This is a genomic window from Nocardia sp. NPDC050710, assembly GCF_040654375.1.
GTDB lineage: Bacteria > Actinomycetota > Actinomycetes > Mycobacteriales > Mycobacteriaceae > Nocardia.
Genome location: NZ_JBFAHV010000011.1, coordinates 71,734 through 86,349, shown reverse-complemented (window position 1 = coordinate 86,349; position 14,616 = coordinate 71,734). Strand labels below are relative to the sequence as shown.

The 14,616-nt window shown below is 66.1% G+C and carries 12 protein-coding genes; 7 read left to right on the top strand and 5 right to left on the bottom strand.

Going from position 1 to position 14,616, the window contains the following annotated elements; genetic code table 11:
* Positions 1 to 44 precede the first annotated feature (44 nt).
* Positions 45 to 875 carry an LppX_LprAFG lipoprotein gene (locus tag AB0H61_RS20370; protein ID WP_357306696.1) on the bottom strand — a complete coding sequence of 277 codons (831 nt, stop codon included), beginning with the start codon at positions 873 to 875 and terminating at the stop codon, positions 45 to 47.
* A gap of 441 nt (positions 876 to 1,316) precedes the next feature.
* Between AB0H61_RS20370 and AB0H61_RS20365 the strand changes: the two genes are divergently transcribed.
* From AB0H61_RS20365 to AB0H61_RS20345, 5 genes are all read left to right on the top strand, one after another.
* Positions 1,317 to 2,783: a fatty acid desaturase gene (locus tag AB0H61_RS20365; protein ID WP_357306693.1), complete on the top strand. Its 1,467-nt coding sequence runs from the start codon at positions 1,317 to 1,319 to the stop codon at positions 2,781 to 2,783.
* A gap of 78 nt (positions 2,784 to 2,861) precedes the next feature.
* Positions 2,862 to 4,073: a 3-oxoacyl-[acyl-carrier-protein] synthase III C-terminal domain-containing protein gene (locus AB0H61_RS20360; protein WP_357306690.1), complete on the top strand. Its 1,212-nt coding sequence runs from the start codon at positions 2,862 to 2,864 to the stop codon at positions 4,071 to 4,073.
* A gap of 42 nt (positions 4,074 to 4,115) precedes the next feature.
* Complete coding sequence (locus AB0H61_RS20355) at positions 4,116 to 5,957, top strand: ATP-binding cassette domain-containing protein (protein ID WP_357306688.1); 1,842 nt, start codon at positions 4,116 to 4,118, stop codon at positions 5,955 to 5,957.
* A gap of 99 nt (positions 5,958 to 6,056) precedes the next feature.
* The gene (locus tag AB0H61_RS20350) at positions 6,057 to 7,229 is read left to right on the top strand and encodes a hypothetical protein (protein ID WP_357306685.1); all 1,173 of its coding nucleotides are present in this window, start codon (positions 6,057 to 6,059) and stop codon (positions 7,227 to 7,229) included.
* A gap of 182 nt (positions 7,230 to 7,411) precedes the next feature.
* On the top strand, positions 7,412 to 8,110 hold the full coding sequence (locus AB0H61_RS20345) for an RDD family protein (RefSeq protein ID WP_357306682.1): 699 nt from the start codon (positions 7,412 to 7,414) through the stop codon (positions 8,108 to 8,110).
* A gap of 68 nt (positions 8,111 to 8,178) precedes the next feature.
* Here the strand turns inward: AB0H61_RS20345 and AB0H61_RS20340 are convergent, their stop codons facing one another.
* From AB0H61_RS20340 to pdxH, 4 genes are all read right to left on the bottom strand, one after another.
* Positions 8,179 to 8,538 carry an FKBP-type peptidyl-prolyl cis-trans isomerase gene (locus tag AB0H61_RS20340; RefSeq protein ID WP_357306679.1) on the bottom strand — a complete coding sequence of 120 codons (360 nt, stop codon included), beginning with the start codon at positions 8,536 to 8,538 and terminating at the stop codon, positions 8,179 to 8,181.
* 62 nt (positions 8,539 to 8,600) lie between these two features.
* On the bottom strand, positions 8,601 to 9,905 hold the full coding sequence (locus AB0H61_RS20335) for a citrate synthase (protein ID WP_357306677.1): 1,305 nt from the start codon (positions 9,903 to 9,905) through the stop codon (positions 8,601 to 8,603).
* Between the two features lie 193 nt (positions 9,906 to 10,098).
* Positions 10,099 to 11,391 carry an MFS transporter gene (locus AB0H61_RS20330; RefSeq protein ID WP_357306675.1) on the bottom strand — a complete coding sequence of 431 codons (1,293 nt, stop codon included), beginning with the start codon at positions 11,389 to 11,391 and terminating at the stop codon, positions 10,099 to 10,101.
* A 67-nt stretch (positions 11,392 to 11,458) separates the two neighbouring features.
* Complete coding sequence (pdxH, locus tag AB0H61_RS20325) at positions 11,459 to 12,187, bottom strand: pyridoxamine 5'-phosphate oxidase (protein WP_357306673.1); 729 nt, start codon at positions 12,185 to 12,187, stop codon at positions 11,459 to 11,461.
* A gap of 191 nt (positions 12,188 to 12,378) precedes the next feature.
* On the opposite strand from pdxH, the gene AB0H61_RS20320 reads away from it, so the two are divergent.
* Positions 12,379 to 13,527, top strand: a complete 1,149-nt coding sequence (locus AB0H61_RS20320) for a citrate synthase 2 (RefSeq protein WP_357306670.1) — start codon at positions 12,379 to 12,381, stop codon at positions 13,525 to 13,527.
* 168 nt (positions 13,528 to 13,695) lie between these two features.
* Complete coding sequence (locus tag AB0H61_RS20315; protein WP_357306668.1) at positions 13,696 to 14,610, top strand: polysaccharide deacetylase family protein; 915 nt, start codon at positions 13,696 to 13,698, stop codon at positions 14,608 to 14,610.
* Positions 14,611 to 14,616: the final 6 nt, after the last annotated feature.

Here is a 14,616-nt window from a genome sequence, read left to right as displayed (position 1 = left end):
GTTCCGCGCTCCCGGGCCGGATTACCGAGCCTGCGCCCTATTGCCTACTCGGGCTTGGTAACCGTGACCGGCTTCGCCCAATCGGACAGCGTCACGGTGATGGTGCCATCACCCTTCTTGACGACCGTCTTGACCAGGTTCGGGCCGGAACCGGTCGAGGGGGCCCCCGACGGGAGCACCGAGGCCGAGCCGCTCGGGGGCGCCACATCGGCGATGTACAGGGTGATCGGGAACGAGCCGCCGCCGTCGCCCGACTTGGGCACGATGGGATCGATCACCGAGGCGTCGATGGTGCCGGTCACCTTGACGACAGCCACGCCCTCGACCGTCTCGCGGCCCTCGACCTTCGGGTTCTGCACCTTCGCGATGACGTTCGCGAGTCCCTTGTCCTTGTCGAGGATGACGCCCGGATCGTAGATCTTCTCGGACGGACCGAGATTGGCGTACTTGCCGTCTTCCAGCTGCGCCCACATGGACTTGTCGACGACGACGAACTTGGCCTTGATGAACGGCGCGTCCGGCTTGGTCCTGACCTTCGCCTCGCCCTGCGCCGCACCCGCGCCTTGGGGCTGGTTGGTCACATCGGCCGACACGCTGTCGACCGGCAGGTTCGGGATGCTGTCCACCGACAGCTTCAGGTGCACGGCCTGCAGTGTCTGCGTGGTCTTGGCCGACTCCTGCACGATCTGCGCGGCATCCGGCAGCGGGCCGGTGGCCGTCGCCGCGGTGCTGGATGTCGAGTCGTCGGACCCGCATCCCGCCACCACCGCCGCCAGCAACGACGCCGCCACCGCGGCGGTACCGAGCCGCGCAGGTGACAGTCGACCGAGCCGAGGCCGGCGAGAGATTCGATTGCGCGTTGTCAGGTCACTCATTTTTCTGCCCCCAGAGAGTGCGAGGTCCATATCGACCGGGTTGGATTGGCAGCTGCTGCTACCACGTTCGTCGTAGTATGCAGCACTTCTCCTGGCGGAGAAGCCTTCCCGCTCGACCGGGTCCATTGGCCGACCCTTGGCCGAACCCGGCGGTCTGGAACTGCTGCGGGCGCCGACGTTACCCTGTGTGCGGTCTTCTCGCATAGATCGGGGGGAAAAACCCGATGCGACCAGCTAACTCGGGTTAAGGGATTGTTTAGTGAGACGTTAGGCGCCGCAGACACGATACTGTCCATGACCACTCAGACGGTGCGTGCGACCTCGGGGAACGCCCGGTATCCGCGGCTGCGGCGCCCCGCGCGTGTCCGCGACGCATGCCCTGAATAAACCTGGCCGGCACCCCAACGGCCGTCGACCGCGGATCAGACACGAAGGAAAGAAATGACGAACAGCCGCCCAGAAGCGGAGGAGCAGGACTTCCGCCGGCCTCCCGGGCCTCCGGGTAGACCCCCGATCTCAAATGTGTGGGTGTACAACGGAAAAGCCTACGACCTGAGCGACTGGATCTCAAAGCATCCCGGCGGTGAGTTCTTCATCGGGCGCACGAAGAATCGGGACATCACCTCGATCATCGGGTCCTACCACCGCGATCCGGAGCGGATCGGACGGATGCTCGAGCGGTACGCGCTGAACCGCGAGGCGCTGCCCGAGGACATCCACCCGAAGGCCAACGCGCCCGACTTCCTGTTCAAGGAGGGCTTCGACAGCTGGCGCGACACCCCGAAGTACCGGTTCGACAACAAGGACGACCTGCTGCACCAGGTGAAGGCGCGGCTGAAAGAGCCTGCGCTGGCGGCACGTATCAAACGCATGGACACGATCTTCGACATCGTGGTCGCGGTGCTGGCCGTCGCGTACTTCGCGGTGCAGGGTCTGCGGCTGGCCGAACCCGCGTGGATGCCGTTGCCGATCTTCGTCATCGCGATGGTCCTGCTGCGCAGTTCCCTCGCCGGGTTCGGGCACTACGCGATTCACCGCGCCCAAAAGGGCATGAACAAGATCTATACGAACGCATTCGACTTCAACTACGTCGCACTGGCGTTCGTCACCGCCGACGGTCACGCGTTGCTGCACCACCCGCACACCCAGAGTGAAGTCGATATCAAGAAGAACGTCTTCACCATGATGATGCGGGTGCCCCGGCTGTACCGGATCCCCATCCACACCATCCACAAATTCGGGCACACGCTCACCGGCATGACCATCCGCCTGCTCGACGTCTGCCGCCTCACCCGCAAGGTGGGGATCAAGGATATGTACGGGACGTGGGGCGGCGCGTTGCCGCACTTCATCGGGTCCTTCGGGGTGCGTTTCCTGCTGCTGGGCGAGTTGGTGGTCTTCACCCTGGCAGGCGACTTCTGGGCGTGGGCACTGCAATTCGTGATCACCCTGTGGATCAGCACCTTCCTGGTGGTCGCGAGCCACGACTTCGAGGTGGAGACCGAGGAACTGCCCGCATCCGATACCGAGGACTGGGGCGTCAACCAGTTGGAGCAGGCCTACGACCTGAAGGTGGTCGGCAACCGCTACGTCGACTGCTTCCTCTCGGCGGGGCTGAGTTCGCATCGCGTCCACCACGTCCTGCCGTATCAGCGCAGCGGGTTCTCCAATATCGCCACCGAGGACGTACTGCGCGAAGAGGCCGCGAAATTCGGTGTCGAGTGGATCCCGGCGAAGAGCTTCTTCACCGACCGGTTCCCGAAGCAGATTCGAACCTATCTCCTTTCGCGGTCCGACGAGGCGGAGGAACGGAATTGGGGCTTCGTTCGTGAGCACTGCTCGCCGTCGGCATTGAAAACCTGCGCCGTCTACACGGTTCAGGGATTCACCGGAATCGGAACTGTTTAAGCCGATTCCATCGACCGCGGGGCGGTTTCATCCACCACTGCGCGGTGTATCACCACTTTTCTCGAAAGGTAGAGAGTCGTGTCTGTAACGATCGATGAGGGCAGCGTTCGCCGCCCGGGGACAAGCCGCCACACGGCGGATGGGGAGCAGGGGCACGATCTCACCGAACGCATGTTGCCACCCGCCCCGCCGACCACGGTGGGCGTGATCGAAAGTATCGCGACGGGCTCGCCGGTCCAGGTGTTCGACCAGTCCGCGGCCGCCGCCCAGGTTGCCGAGCTGTTCTCCGATCCGCGTCAGCAGGCCAGGATCGCGCGGATCTACCAGAAGACCAAGATCGATACCCGCCACTTGGCGGTCGACCCGCTGGATCCCGAATTCCTCTCCTACAGCGGGGAACCCGCGACGATCCGGGATCGGATGAATCTGTTCTACCGGCATGCCGTTCCGCTGGCCGTCGACGTGGCCGGGCGCGCAATCGCCGGCCTCGACGACACGGCCGAGATCGGGCTGCTGATATTCGTCACCAGCACCGGATTCATCGCCCCGGGTGTGGATGTCGCCGTCGTGAAGCAGCTCGGCCTGTCGCCGTCGGTCGGACGTATCGTCGTCAACTTCATGGGCTGCGCGGCCGCCATGAACGGCATCCGCACCGCCGTGGATTACGTTCGGGCGCACCCCGATAAGAAGGCCATGGTCATCTGCCTCGAGCTGAGCTCGGTGAACGCCGTATTCGACAACAATGTCAACGACGTGATCACGCACAGCCTGTTCGGCGACGGATGCGGCGCGGTCGTCATCGGCGCCAGCCAGGTCCACCAGCCGCTGTCGCCCGGCAAGGTGGTGATCCGGAGCAGCTTCAGCCATCTGTTCGAGGATGCGGAGGACGGCATCGTGCTCGGCGTCAATGACAACGGGATCACCTGCGAGCTGTCCGAGAACCTCCCGCGCTACATCTACGACGGGGTTGATCCCGTCGTCACGGAGGCGCTGCGCGGTCACGGATTGCGGAAGTCCGATGTGGACCTGTGGGCGATCCACCCCGGCGGGCCCAAGATCATCGAGGAATCGGTGCGGTCGCTCGGCATCCCCGCCGATCACGCCGCCCTGAGCTGGGATGTCCTTGCCCGGCACGGCAACATGCTGAGTGTCTCGCTGATCTTCGTGCTCGAAAAAGCAGTGTCGCTGCAGGCCGAGACGGCCGCTCCGATCTCGACGGGCGTGGCGTTCTCCTTCGCGCCGGGAGTCACCCTCGAAGGAATGATCTTCGACATCATTCGCCGACCGTAACGACCGGTTACGAACCCGGCCGTTCCAGAAAGCGCAGTAACCATGCAACTCATCAGATTCCTCATCTCGATTTCCTGGGTGCGGATCGTGGCCGTCTTCAGCACCGGCCTGGTCGCGGGCGCGGCCAACACGTACCTGGTGACACTGATCAATAAGGTCGTGTCGCCGGAGCCGCACCCCGACGACCTCGTGCAGCGCTTCGTCCTGACCGGGCTGGTCGTATTGGCGAGCGGGCTGATGTCACAGGTACTGCTGATCCGCTTGGCCCAGGACGCGATCTACCGGCTGCGTGCGGATTTGAGCGCCGGGGTCGTCTCGGCCCCGCTCGAACATCTGGAACGGCTCGGTACGCACCGCCTCATCGCCACGCTGACCGAGGACGTACGCGCACTCTCGCAGGCGGTGACGGCGATCCCCGCGATCTGCATCGATGTGGCGACCATTGTGGGCTGCTTCGTCTTCCTGGCGATGCTGTCCGGCCCGATCTTCGCCATCACCATCGCGGGCACCCTGGTCGGCATCTGTTGCGTCGAGCTGTTTCTCAAGCGGGTGCGCCGGATCTACCACGGGGCGCGCGAGAACGAAGATCTACTGCTGCGCTCGTTCCAGTCCGTGACGCTGGGTATCAAGGAGCTGAAGCTGCATCGCGGCAGGCGCCGGGATTTCATGGATCGTCATCTGCTCGGATCGGCCCAGACCCTCCGGGAGCAGAACGTCGACGCGGGATCCAAATTCTCGCTGGCCCAGGGCCTCGGGCAGCTGCTACAGCTCGGCACGATGGCACTGATTCTTTTCGTGATCGCCGTCGCGATCGACCTGCCGCGCGATGTCATGTTCGGCTACGTCTTGGTGACCACATTCCTCGCCATGCCGATGCAGAATTTCATGCACCGGCTCCCGGACCTGGTTCGCGGTGATGTGGCACTGGCGAAGATCCGCGCCATGAACCTGTCGATGGAGACCCTGCACAACGAGGAACACCTGCCCTACACCGACCGGCCCGCCGCGAGTGAAGCCCGGCTGGAGCTGACGAATGTGAGCTACAGCTACCTGATGGAGCTGCCCCCGCCGTTCCCGGAGGGTCCGGGCGGACCGCCGCCGGGTGGACATCGGGGACCGCCGCCGCATGGTCGTCCAGGTGGACCGCCGCCGCATGGTCGTCCGAGCGGACCGCCGCCACATGGACGCCCTGGCGGACCGCCGCCGGATGTCAACGGCCGCCAGCGGATCGACCACGGCGGTCACGATGGCAGACCGGTCCCGGTGGGTGCGGTCCCGGCATTGGAGGCCGACGACGGGTCCGGATTCCGGCTCGGCCCGCTCGACCTGGTCTTCGAACCCGGGCAGATCACCTTCATCGTGGGCGGCAACGGCAGCGGCAAATCCACACTGGCGAAGCTGATCACGGGTCTGTACGTGCCGCGAACCGGATCCGTCGCGCTCAATGGCGAAAAGATCGACCACGAGAATATCGAGTGGTTCCGGCAGAACTCCTCGGCCGTCTTCACCGACTTCCACCTGTTCGAGGACTATCTCGGATTCGATCGCCCGGGGATCGATGGTGAGGTGCACCGTTACCTCGAGGAATTGCAGATCGCGCACAAGGTGACGGTCCGGGACGGGCGGTTGTCCACCGTCGCGCTGTCGCAGGGCCAGCGCAAACGGCTGGCGCTGTTGACCGCGCTGCTCGAGGACCGGCAGATCTATGTGTTCGACGAGTGGGCCGCCGACCAGGAACCCCGATTCCGCGAGGTGTTCTACCGGGAAATTCTGGTGGACCTCAAGCGACGCGGGAAGACGGTCATCGTGATCACGCATGACGACCGCTACTTCGACTGCGCCGATCAGCTCGTCAAACTGGATTTCGGTCGAGTGGTGGTGTGACCGGCAACAATCCGGCCAACCGAAAACGCCTGCGGCCCTTATCGAATTCTCAGAGAAAGGCCAGCGACGCCTGCATTTCGTGGGCAAGGCTCTGCTGATGTGATCGGAAAACGGGCCCGCTGGGCACTGCTCGTCGTCGCGATTGTCACCGCCGGGGCCGTGGGGGGCGGGCTCACCGCCTGTTCCCGGTCATCCAGCGCCCCGTCGGGGGTGGCGCTGGTCAATGCCGATACCGGGCCGACCGGGGCGCGCATCGTGAAGGCGCTCGAGGAGGACGGCGGCGGGTACGAGTGGACCATGGTCGCACCCGGGGAGGCGAATACCGACGATTACGCGGCGGTGATCACCCTGCCCGCGGACCTGACCACTTCCATGACCACCCTGGCCAGCGCCGACCCCAAACGAGCCAAGGTCACCGTCGCCACCCATGACGACGCGGACGCGGAATGGGTGAACGGCGCGACCAAAGAAGTGACGCACCGAATCGGCGCGGCCGGGGTGGATGCCGCGCTCGCGGCCGTCACACAGGCCCGCAGCCAGCTGTCCGGTGTCCAGTTCACCGCGCAACTGCTCGGCGCCGGGGTGAATGCCGCTGCCGCGGGCGCCGAACAATTCAGCGGCGGCGCCGAACAGATGCTCGGCTTCCTGAATTTCGCCAAAGAGGGTTCCGCTCAGCTCACCTCGGCCATCGCGGTCCTGAACCAGACCGTGGACGGCGCCGCCGCGCAGGCGAATCAGCTCGCCTCCGCGCTGGATTCGACCGGCGTCACCATCGCCCAGATCCAGCAGACGGCGAGCACGGTGAGCACCGGGTTGGATCAGATCCTGCCGCTACTGCGCGCCCTGCCCTTCGCCGGCGATCCGGCCGTGGCCGATATCATCACCAAACTCCAAGGGCTCCGTAATGTTTCGGGCCAGGCAGGCGCACAGCTGGACGGACTCGACCTACTGGTCGGCAGCGCGGTCGACCCGAATACCGATCTGGGCACCCTGTTACGCACCGTCGTCGGCCGGTTGCAGGGCGCGAGCGCCCAATTGAACGAGGGCGCGAAGCTCGCCGAGGGCCTGCCCCAGCTCGCCGAAACCGGCGGCGCCCAACTCATCGACGCAATGAGCCAGCTGACCGGCGGCGTCACCCAACTCCAGACCATCGTCAACAACCTGAACACCCAAACCGGCAAGGCCATGGAAGCGCTGCCCATGCGCAGCAGCACCCAGCAATCCGCCATCGCCCTCGCCCTCACCGACCCCGTCGAAATCGTCCGCGAGTAAGAACCGCTCCCCACAGAGCGTTCACACGCCTCACAACGGTTACAACGTCTGTGGGGTGTGTGAACGCTCTGTGGTGCCGCACCACATATTTTGGGGTTTGGCGTGGGTGCCCTTGCGCTGGTACAAAGTTCGGTTGGCCTTCGCGGGCCACACCGTCTGATTCGACTCCCGCAAGGAACCGCATGTCCTACCCGAATAACCCGTATCCCCAGAACAATCCGTACCCGCAGCAACCTCAGCAGCCCGGATATGGGTACTCATCCCAGCCCGCACCCGCATATGGCGCCCCACAGCCCGCGTACGGCGCGCCGCCGCCGGGATATGGTGCGCCGCAGCCTGCTTACGGCGCGCCGCAGCCGGGATATGGGACGCCGCAGCCGGGATTCGGCGCTCCCCCACCGGGATACGGTGCTCCTCAGTACGCGAGTTGGGGGGCGCGCGTCGGCGCCTACTTCGTCGACGGACTGATCGTAGGCCTGCCCGCCGGCCTCATGTACATCATCGCGGCCACCGCGGGCGTCGAAACGGCCGAGTGCACCGTGAATTCCTCCAGTTTCGACTACTCCTGCACCGGCGGCGGCTTCAATGCCATCGGCATCATCTTCATACTGCTCGCGGCGGTGGTCGGTTTCGGCGGCGCGCTATTTCTCGCCAACCGGGAAGGCACGACCGGCCAGACGCCGGGCAAGAAGATGCTCGGCATCCGCCTGATCCGCGAAGCCACCGGCCAGCCACTGGGTTTCGGCACGGCATTCCTGCGCAGGATCTGCCATGCGGTCGATGCCTTCCCCTGCTACCTCGGCTTCCTCTGGCCCCTGTGGGACGACAAGAGCCAGACCTTCGCCGACAAGATCGTCGGCAGCATCGTCGTGAAGGCCTGATAGGCCGCAAACCAGCGCGGCCCGCGCCCCACCGGAGTGGGAACGCGGGCCGCGTCGGCGTTTTCGGCTCAGTTGGCGTTGAGCAGGTCGATCACGAAGATCAGGGTCTTGCCGGAAAGGTGGTGGCCCGCGCCGGCGGGGCCGTAGGCCAGCTGCGGCGGGATGGTCAGCTGGCGGCGGCCGCCGACCTTCATACCCGGGATACCCTCCTGCCAGCCCTGGATCAGGCCGCGCAGCGGAAAGCTGATGGACTCGCCGCGCTTCCACGACGAATCGAACTCCTCGCCGGATTCGAATTCGACGCCCACGTAATGCACCTCGACGGTGCCACCGGGCACGGCTTCCTTGCCCTCGCCCTCGACGATGTCCTTGATCACGAGCTCGGTGGGCGCGGGGCCCTCCTGGAATTCGATCTCCGGCTTGGTCATTCGACTATCCCCTTCGATAGGTGATGGTGTGGGATCTTGAATCATTGCTGAACGCAATCGATTCAGCGGTTGTGGATCTCCGAATAGTCGCGCGCGCCGTATCCGGTGTAGATCTGACGCGGGCGGCCGATCTTCAGCGGCTCGCTGTGCATTTCCCGCCAGTGCGCGATCCAGCCGGGCAGCCGGCCCATGGCGAACAGCACGGTGAACATGCGGGTCGGGAAGCCCATCGCCTTGTAGATGACGCCGGTGTAGAAGTCGACGTTCGGGTACAGCTGACGCGAGACGAAGTACTCGTCGGTGAGCGCGGCCTCTTCGAGCGCCTGGGCGATATCGAAGAGTTCGTCGTCGCCGCCGAGCTTCTGCAGGATGGCGTCGGCGTGCTTCTTGGCGATCGCGGCGCGCGGGTCGTAGTTGCGGTAGACGCGGTGCCCGAAGCCCATGAGCTTCACGCCGTCTTCCTTGGCCTTGACCTTGCGGATGAACTCCTTGACGTTGCCGCCCTGGGCCTTGATGTCGTCGAGCATCTCCAGCACGGCCTGGTTGGCGCCGCCGTGCAGCGGACCCCAGAGCGCGTTGATGCCACCCGAGACCGAGGTGAACAGGTTGGCGTCGGACGAGCCGACCAGGCGCACCGTCGAGGTGGAGCAGTTCTGCTCGTGATCGGCGTGCAGGATCAGCAGCATGTCCAGCGCCGCGGCGACCTCGGGGTCGACCTCGTACGGCTCGGCCGGGAAGCCGAAGGTCATGCGCAGGAAGTTCTCCACCAGGCTCAGCGAGTTGTCCGGGTAGAGGAAGGGCTGGCCGACCGACTTCTTGTACGAGTAGGCCGCGATGGTCGGCAGCTTCGCGAGAAGGCGGATGGTGGACAGCTCGACCTGCTCGGGATCGCGCGGATCCAGCGAGTCCTGGTAGTACGCCGACAGGGCGTTCACCGCGGAGGACAGCACCGGCATCGGGTGCGCGTTGCGCGGGAAGCCGTCGAAGAACCGCTTCAGATCCTCATGCAGCAGGGTGTGCCTGCGGATCCGGTCGGTGAAATCCTCCAGCTGGGACTGCGTCGGCAGCTCGCCGTAGATCAGCAGGTAGCTGACCTCGATGAAGGTCGAGGAGCCCGCGAGCTGGTCGATCGGGTAGCCGCGGTAGCGGAGGATGCCCGCTTCGCCGTCGATGTAGGTGATCGCCGACTTGGTGGGCGCGGTGTTCATGAATCCGGGGTCATAGGTGACGTACCCGGTGCTGGCCAGCATTTTGCCGAGATCGACGCCGTCGTTGCCTTCGGAGGCCTCGGTAATCGTCATGGCGTATTCGCCGCCGGGGTAAGTCAATACCGGCTTGGCGTCGTTGATGTGGTCGTTCTCGGGCACGGAAGGATCCCTCTCAGGCTAGGACCGTCGGCATCGGAGTGCGGTCGGCACGGCGGTGCGATTACCTAGACGCTAGTCGTTGCCCACGCGGCCCGACCACGAGGGTGCCCACCGGACAACCTCACAAACGCGCTCCTGTCACGTGAGGATTTCATGCATACCGCAGTGCCTCTCCGACACATGATTTCGCTCACTACGCTCGCTCGAGCGGCAACGGTTGCGAGTACGAGCGCCCCACGGTGTAGCGCACGAATGCCGGGAAGGCCAAAGCCGCCAGTACGACACCGATTACGACCAGCACTCCACCGCCCGCCGCGGCGACGGCGGTACCCAGGCTAGCCGCGGCGAAACCGTGGGCAACATCACCGATCCGGGGGCCACCCGCGACGATGACGATGAACACGCCCTGCAGCCGTCCGCGCATCTCGTCGGTGGTCACGGTCTGCAGCATGGCGATGCGCAGCGCGGCCGACACCATATCGACGGCGCCGCCGATGGCCGAGCAGGCCAGCGCGATCCACAGCCCGAGACCGATACCGAGACCGTGACCGGTGAATCCGACCGCGACCCCGAAGCCGACCATGGCCAGACCCCAGAGTGCGATACAGACCACCACCGCCAGGCCCTGTCGCCGCACCTGCGAGATCCACCCGGAGAACACCCCGCCGAGCACCGCACCGACCGACATGGACGCGAACAGCAGGCCGAGCGCCACACCGCCGGTGGCCGGATCGCCGAAGGTCTCGTGCGCGATCTGCGGGAACAGTGCCCGCGGCATGCCGAACACCATCGCGATCACGTCCACCACGAATGAGGCCAGCAGGATGCGTTGGGTTGCCAGGTACGTGAAACCGTCCAGCACGGTCCGGAATCCGGCCTTGCGGGCGGATCCGGTCGGCGGGATGGCAGGCAGCTTCCAGACCGCCCAGATGGTGGCCAGCAGCGCGATGGCGTCGATCAGATAGAGCGTGGACAGGCCGACCACCGGGATCAGCACGCCCGCGAGCACCGGTCCGGCGATGGCGCCGACCTGCTGCACCGTCATGCTGAGCGCGCTGGCGGCGGCCAGATGTTCGGTGGGCAGCAACCGCGGGATGGCGGCGCTGCGGGTGGGCTGATTCACCGCGAAGAGCGCCTGCTGCGCGGCGAACAGCACCAGCACGACCCAGACATTGTTCAGCCCGACCGCGGCCTGCGCCCAGAAGGCGAGCGCGGTCAGGCCGGTGCCGCAATTGGTGATGAGCATCAGCCTGCGCCGGTCCATTACATCGGCGAGTGCGCCGCCCCACAGCCCGAAGACGATGAGCGGCACCAGGCCGAACAGACCCGCCAGACCCACGTAGCCGGAGCTGCCGGTGATCTGGAAGATCTGTTGCGGCACGGCCACCACGGCCAGCTGCGCACCGATAACGGTGACGATATTGCTGGTCCACAGCCGTCGATAGTCCGGATATCGGAGCGGTGTGGTGTCGGCGAGCAGTTTCACCGGCGGCAGCGTAGTGAATCGGTCAGCGACACAACAGCGTTGGATTCGTCACGATTCTGTGCCCGCCTCACGGCTGTAGTCGGTCGACGGTCTGCTCGCCGTCGGCGATGCGCACCCGGATCCGGTTGTGCAGCCTGCCCCGCCTGCCCTGCCAGAACTCGACCTCGTCGGGTCGTATCAGGTAGCCGCCCCAGTGTGGCGGCACCGGGATCTCGTCGACCTCGGCGAAGCGCGCGGTGGTCTCGGCCAACATCCGGTCCAGCTCGGCCCGCGATCCGATGGGAACAGACTGGTGCGATGCCCAGGCCGAGAGCTGGGACTCCCTGGGGCGGGAGCGCCAGTACACGGTCGTGACCTCGATCGGCACCAGCTCGACCGGACCGCGCACATGCACCTGCCTGCCGAGCGCGGGCCAAACGAAGGTGGCCGCGGCGAACGGGACACCGGTCAGTTGAGTCCCCTTGGCAGAGTCGTAATTCGTGTAGAAAGTCACACCGTCGGGCGAGAGTCCCTTGCACAGCACGGTCCGGGCGACCGGTCGCGGGGTGCCGCCTTCCATCGACACGGTGGCGAGCACCATGGCGTTCGGCTCCGGGATGCCGACGGCCGTCGCCTGCTCGATCCAGTAACGCAGCAGTGGTTCCCAGCCACCGGCCAGCCAGTGTTCGTCCAGATCGGTGTCCTCGCCGCTACCGAAATGAGCGGCGCCGTAGTCGACGCGCATGGCAGCCAGATCGCTGGTCACGGAGAGGTCGGCCGTTTCCTGACCGAGAGGTGAATTGTCCAGGTCACGCATGGGCCAGACGTTACTCCGGGGTAGCAGCGGGTTAAGGTTTTGGTGATCGGCATGTGCTCGGCGAGCGGCATCCTCAGCTGTGTTGTTTCGAGCGACCTGCAAGCAGTCGCTGGCGGCGTCGTTTCGAGCGACCTGCAAGCAGTCGCCAACGACGAGAACCATGCGACCCGAAGTGCAAGGAGAGTCACAACATGACTACCAGCCCCGCGGTTTCCGGCGGTCAGGCCGCCGTACCGAGCGATTTCGTCAGCGGCCTCGAGGGCGTGGTGGCATTCACCACCGACATCGCCGAACCGGATAAGGACGGCGGCGCGCTGCGCTACCGCGGCGTCGACATCGAGGACCTGGTCGGCGGCCAGGTGACCTTCGGTGACGTGTGGGCGCTGTTGGTCGACGGCGAGTTCGGCAGGGGCCTGCCGCCCGCCGAGCCCTTCCCGCTGCCGGTGCACACGGGGGACGTGCGCGTCGACGTGCAGGCCGGTCTGGCCATGCTCGCCCCGATCTGGGGCTACCAGCCGCTGCTCGATATCGATGACGAGACCGCCCGCGAGAACCTCGCCCGTGCCTCGGTGATGGCGCTGTCCTACGTCGCGCAATCCGCACGCGGCATCTACCAGCCCGCGGTGCCGCAGAAGAAGATCGACGAGTGCACCACGGTCACCGAGCGGTTCATGACCCGCTGGAAGGGTGACCCGGACCCCAAGCACACCGAGGCCATCGACGCCTACTGGGTCTCGGCCGCCGAGCACGGCATGAACGCCTCCACCTTCACCGCCCGCGTCATCGCCTCCACCGGCGCCGATGTCGCGGCCTCGCTCTCCGGCGCGATCGGCGCCATGTCCGGCCCGCTGCACGGCGGGGCGCCCGCGCGCGTGCTCCCGATGATCGAGGCTGTCGAGAAGTCCGGCGATGCGCGGGCTCTGGTCAAGGGCATCCTGGACCGCAAGGAGAAGCTGATGGGCTTCGGGCACCGGGTGTACCGGGCCGAGGACCCGCGCGCCCGCGTGCTGCGTGCCACCGCCAAGCGCTTGGACGCCCCGCGCTTCGAGGTGGCGGCCGCGCTGGAGCAGGCGGCGCTGGCCGAACTGCGTGAGCGTCGCCCGGACCGCGCGATCGAGACCAATGTCGAGTTCTGGGCCGCGGTGATCCTGGACTTCGCCGAGGTGCCCGCGCATATGATGCCCGCCATGTTCACCTGTGGTCGCACCGCGGGCTGGTGCGCGCACATTCTGGAGCAGAAGCAGCTGGGCAAGCTGGTGCGCCCCGCCGCGATCTACACCGGCCCCGGGCCGCGGCGCCCGGAAGAGGTCGGCGGCTGGGCGAGCATTTCCCACAAGTAACAGCCTCGAGGCATACCGAGCCGGGCACTCCGGCGGGATATCCATCCCGTCGCGGGTGCCCGGCTCGTTTCGTTTCCGGGCCCGTCCGACCGCTCGGGCGGCCCGCACGCGACCGTCGGGAAAGGTTTCCCGCCAGGTCATCCGCACGTAGCATCGCGACAACGCTGGATGACGAAGGTCCGAGGGGTGCTGGACAAAGGGATATCACGGCGAGGGCTGCTCGGCATCGGCGCCGCTGTGGTCAGCGGATTCGCCGGTGGCTGCGGCACCGATCACGGGAATTCGATCGCCGGAACGAGCACCACCGCAGTTGCGGCGACAACATCCCGAGCGACGGCAGCCCCGGCGACGGCGGCGCCCGTGACGGCTGCCGTCCCGGCGCAGGCGCCGGTTTCGACGCCCGCCACCGTGGCCGCCCGGCACGCCGGCGCGCAGCCCCGGCTGTGGGGTGTGGAAATGCCAGGCATCACCAGTTCGTTCGCCGCGACCGGTAAGCAGATCGCGCTGACCTTCGATGCCTGCGGCGGGCACGGCAATAACGACATCGACCAATCGCTGGTGGATTTTCTTGTCATCCAGCAGATTCCGGCGACGCTGTTCCTCAACAAACGCTGGATTGACGCCAATCCGGCCCGGGTGGCACAGCTTTCGGGCAATCCACTGTTCGAACTCGCCAATCACGGCGTGGCGCATAAACCATTGTCGGTGAACGGCCGGGCCGCCTACGGCATCGCGGGCACCACCTCCGCGTGGGAGGCCGCCGACGAGGTGTGGGTCAATCACGTCCGGCTCACCGAACTGACCGGTAAACCCCCGCGCTTCTTCCGCACGGGCACCGCGCATTACGACGATGTGGCCGTCGCCATCGCCACCGAATTGGGCGAAACCCCGGTCGGCTACACCGTCAACGCCGACCACGGCGCCACCGCCGCCGCGAGCCGGGTCCAGTCGAGTATGAAAGCCGCCGCGCCCGGCTCGATTGTTCTCGCCCACCTGCACCGGCCCGGGTCCGGCACGGGCGCGGGCATGATGGCGGCGCTGCCCGCCCTGCGCGCCGCGGGCTTCACCTTCGTGCAGATCTGATGTTCC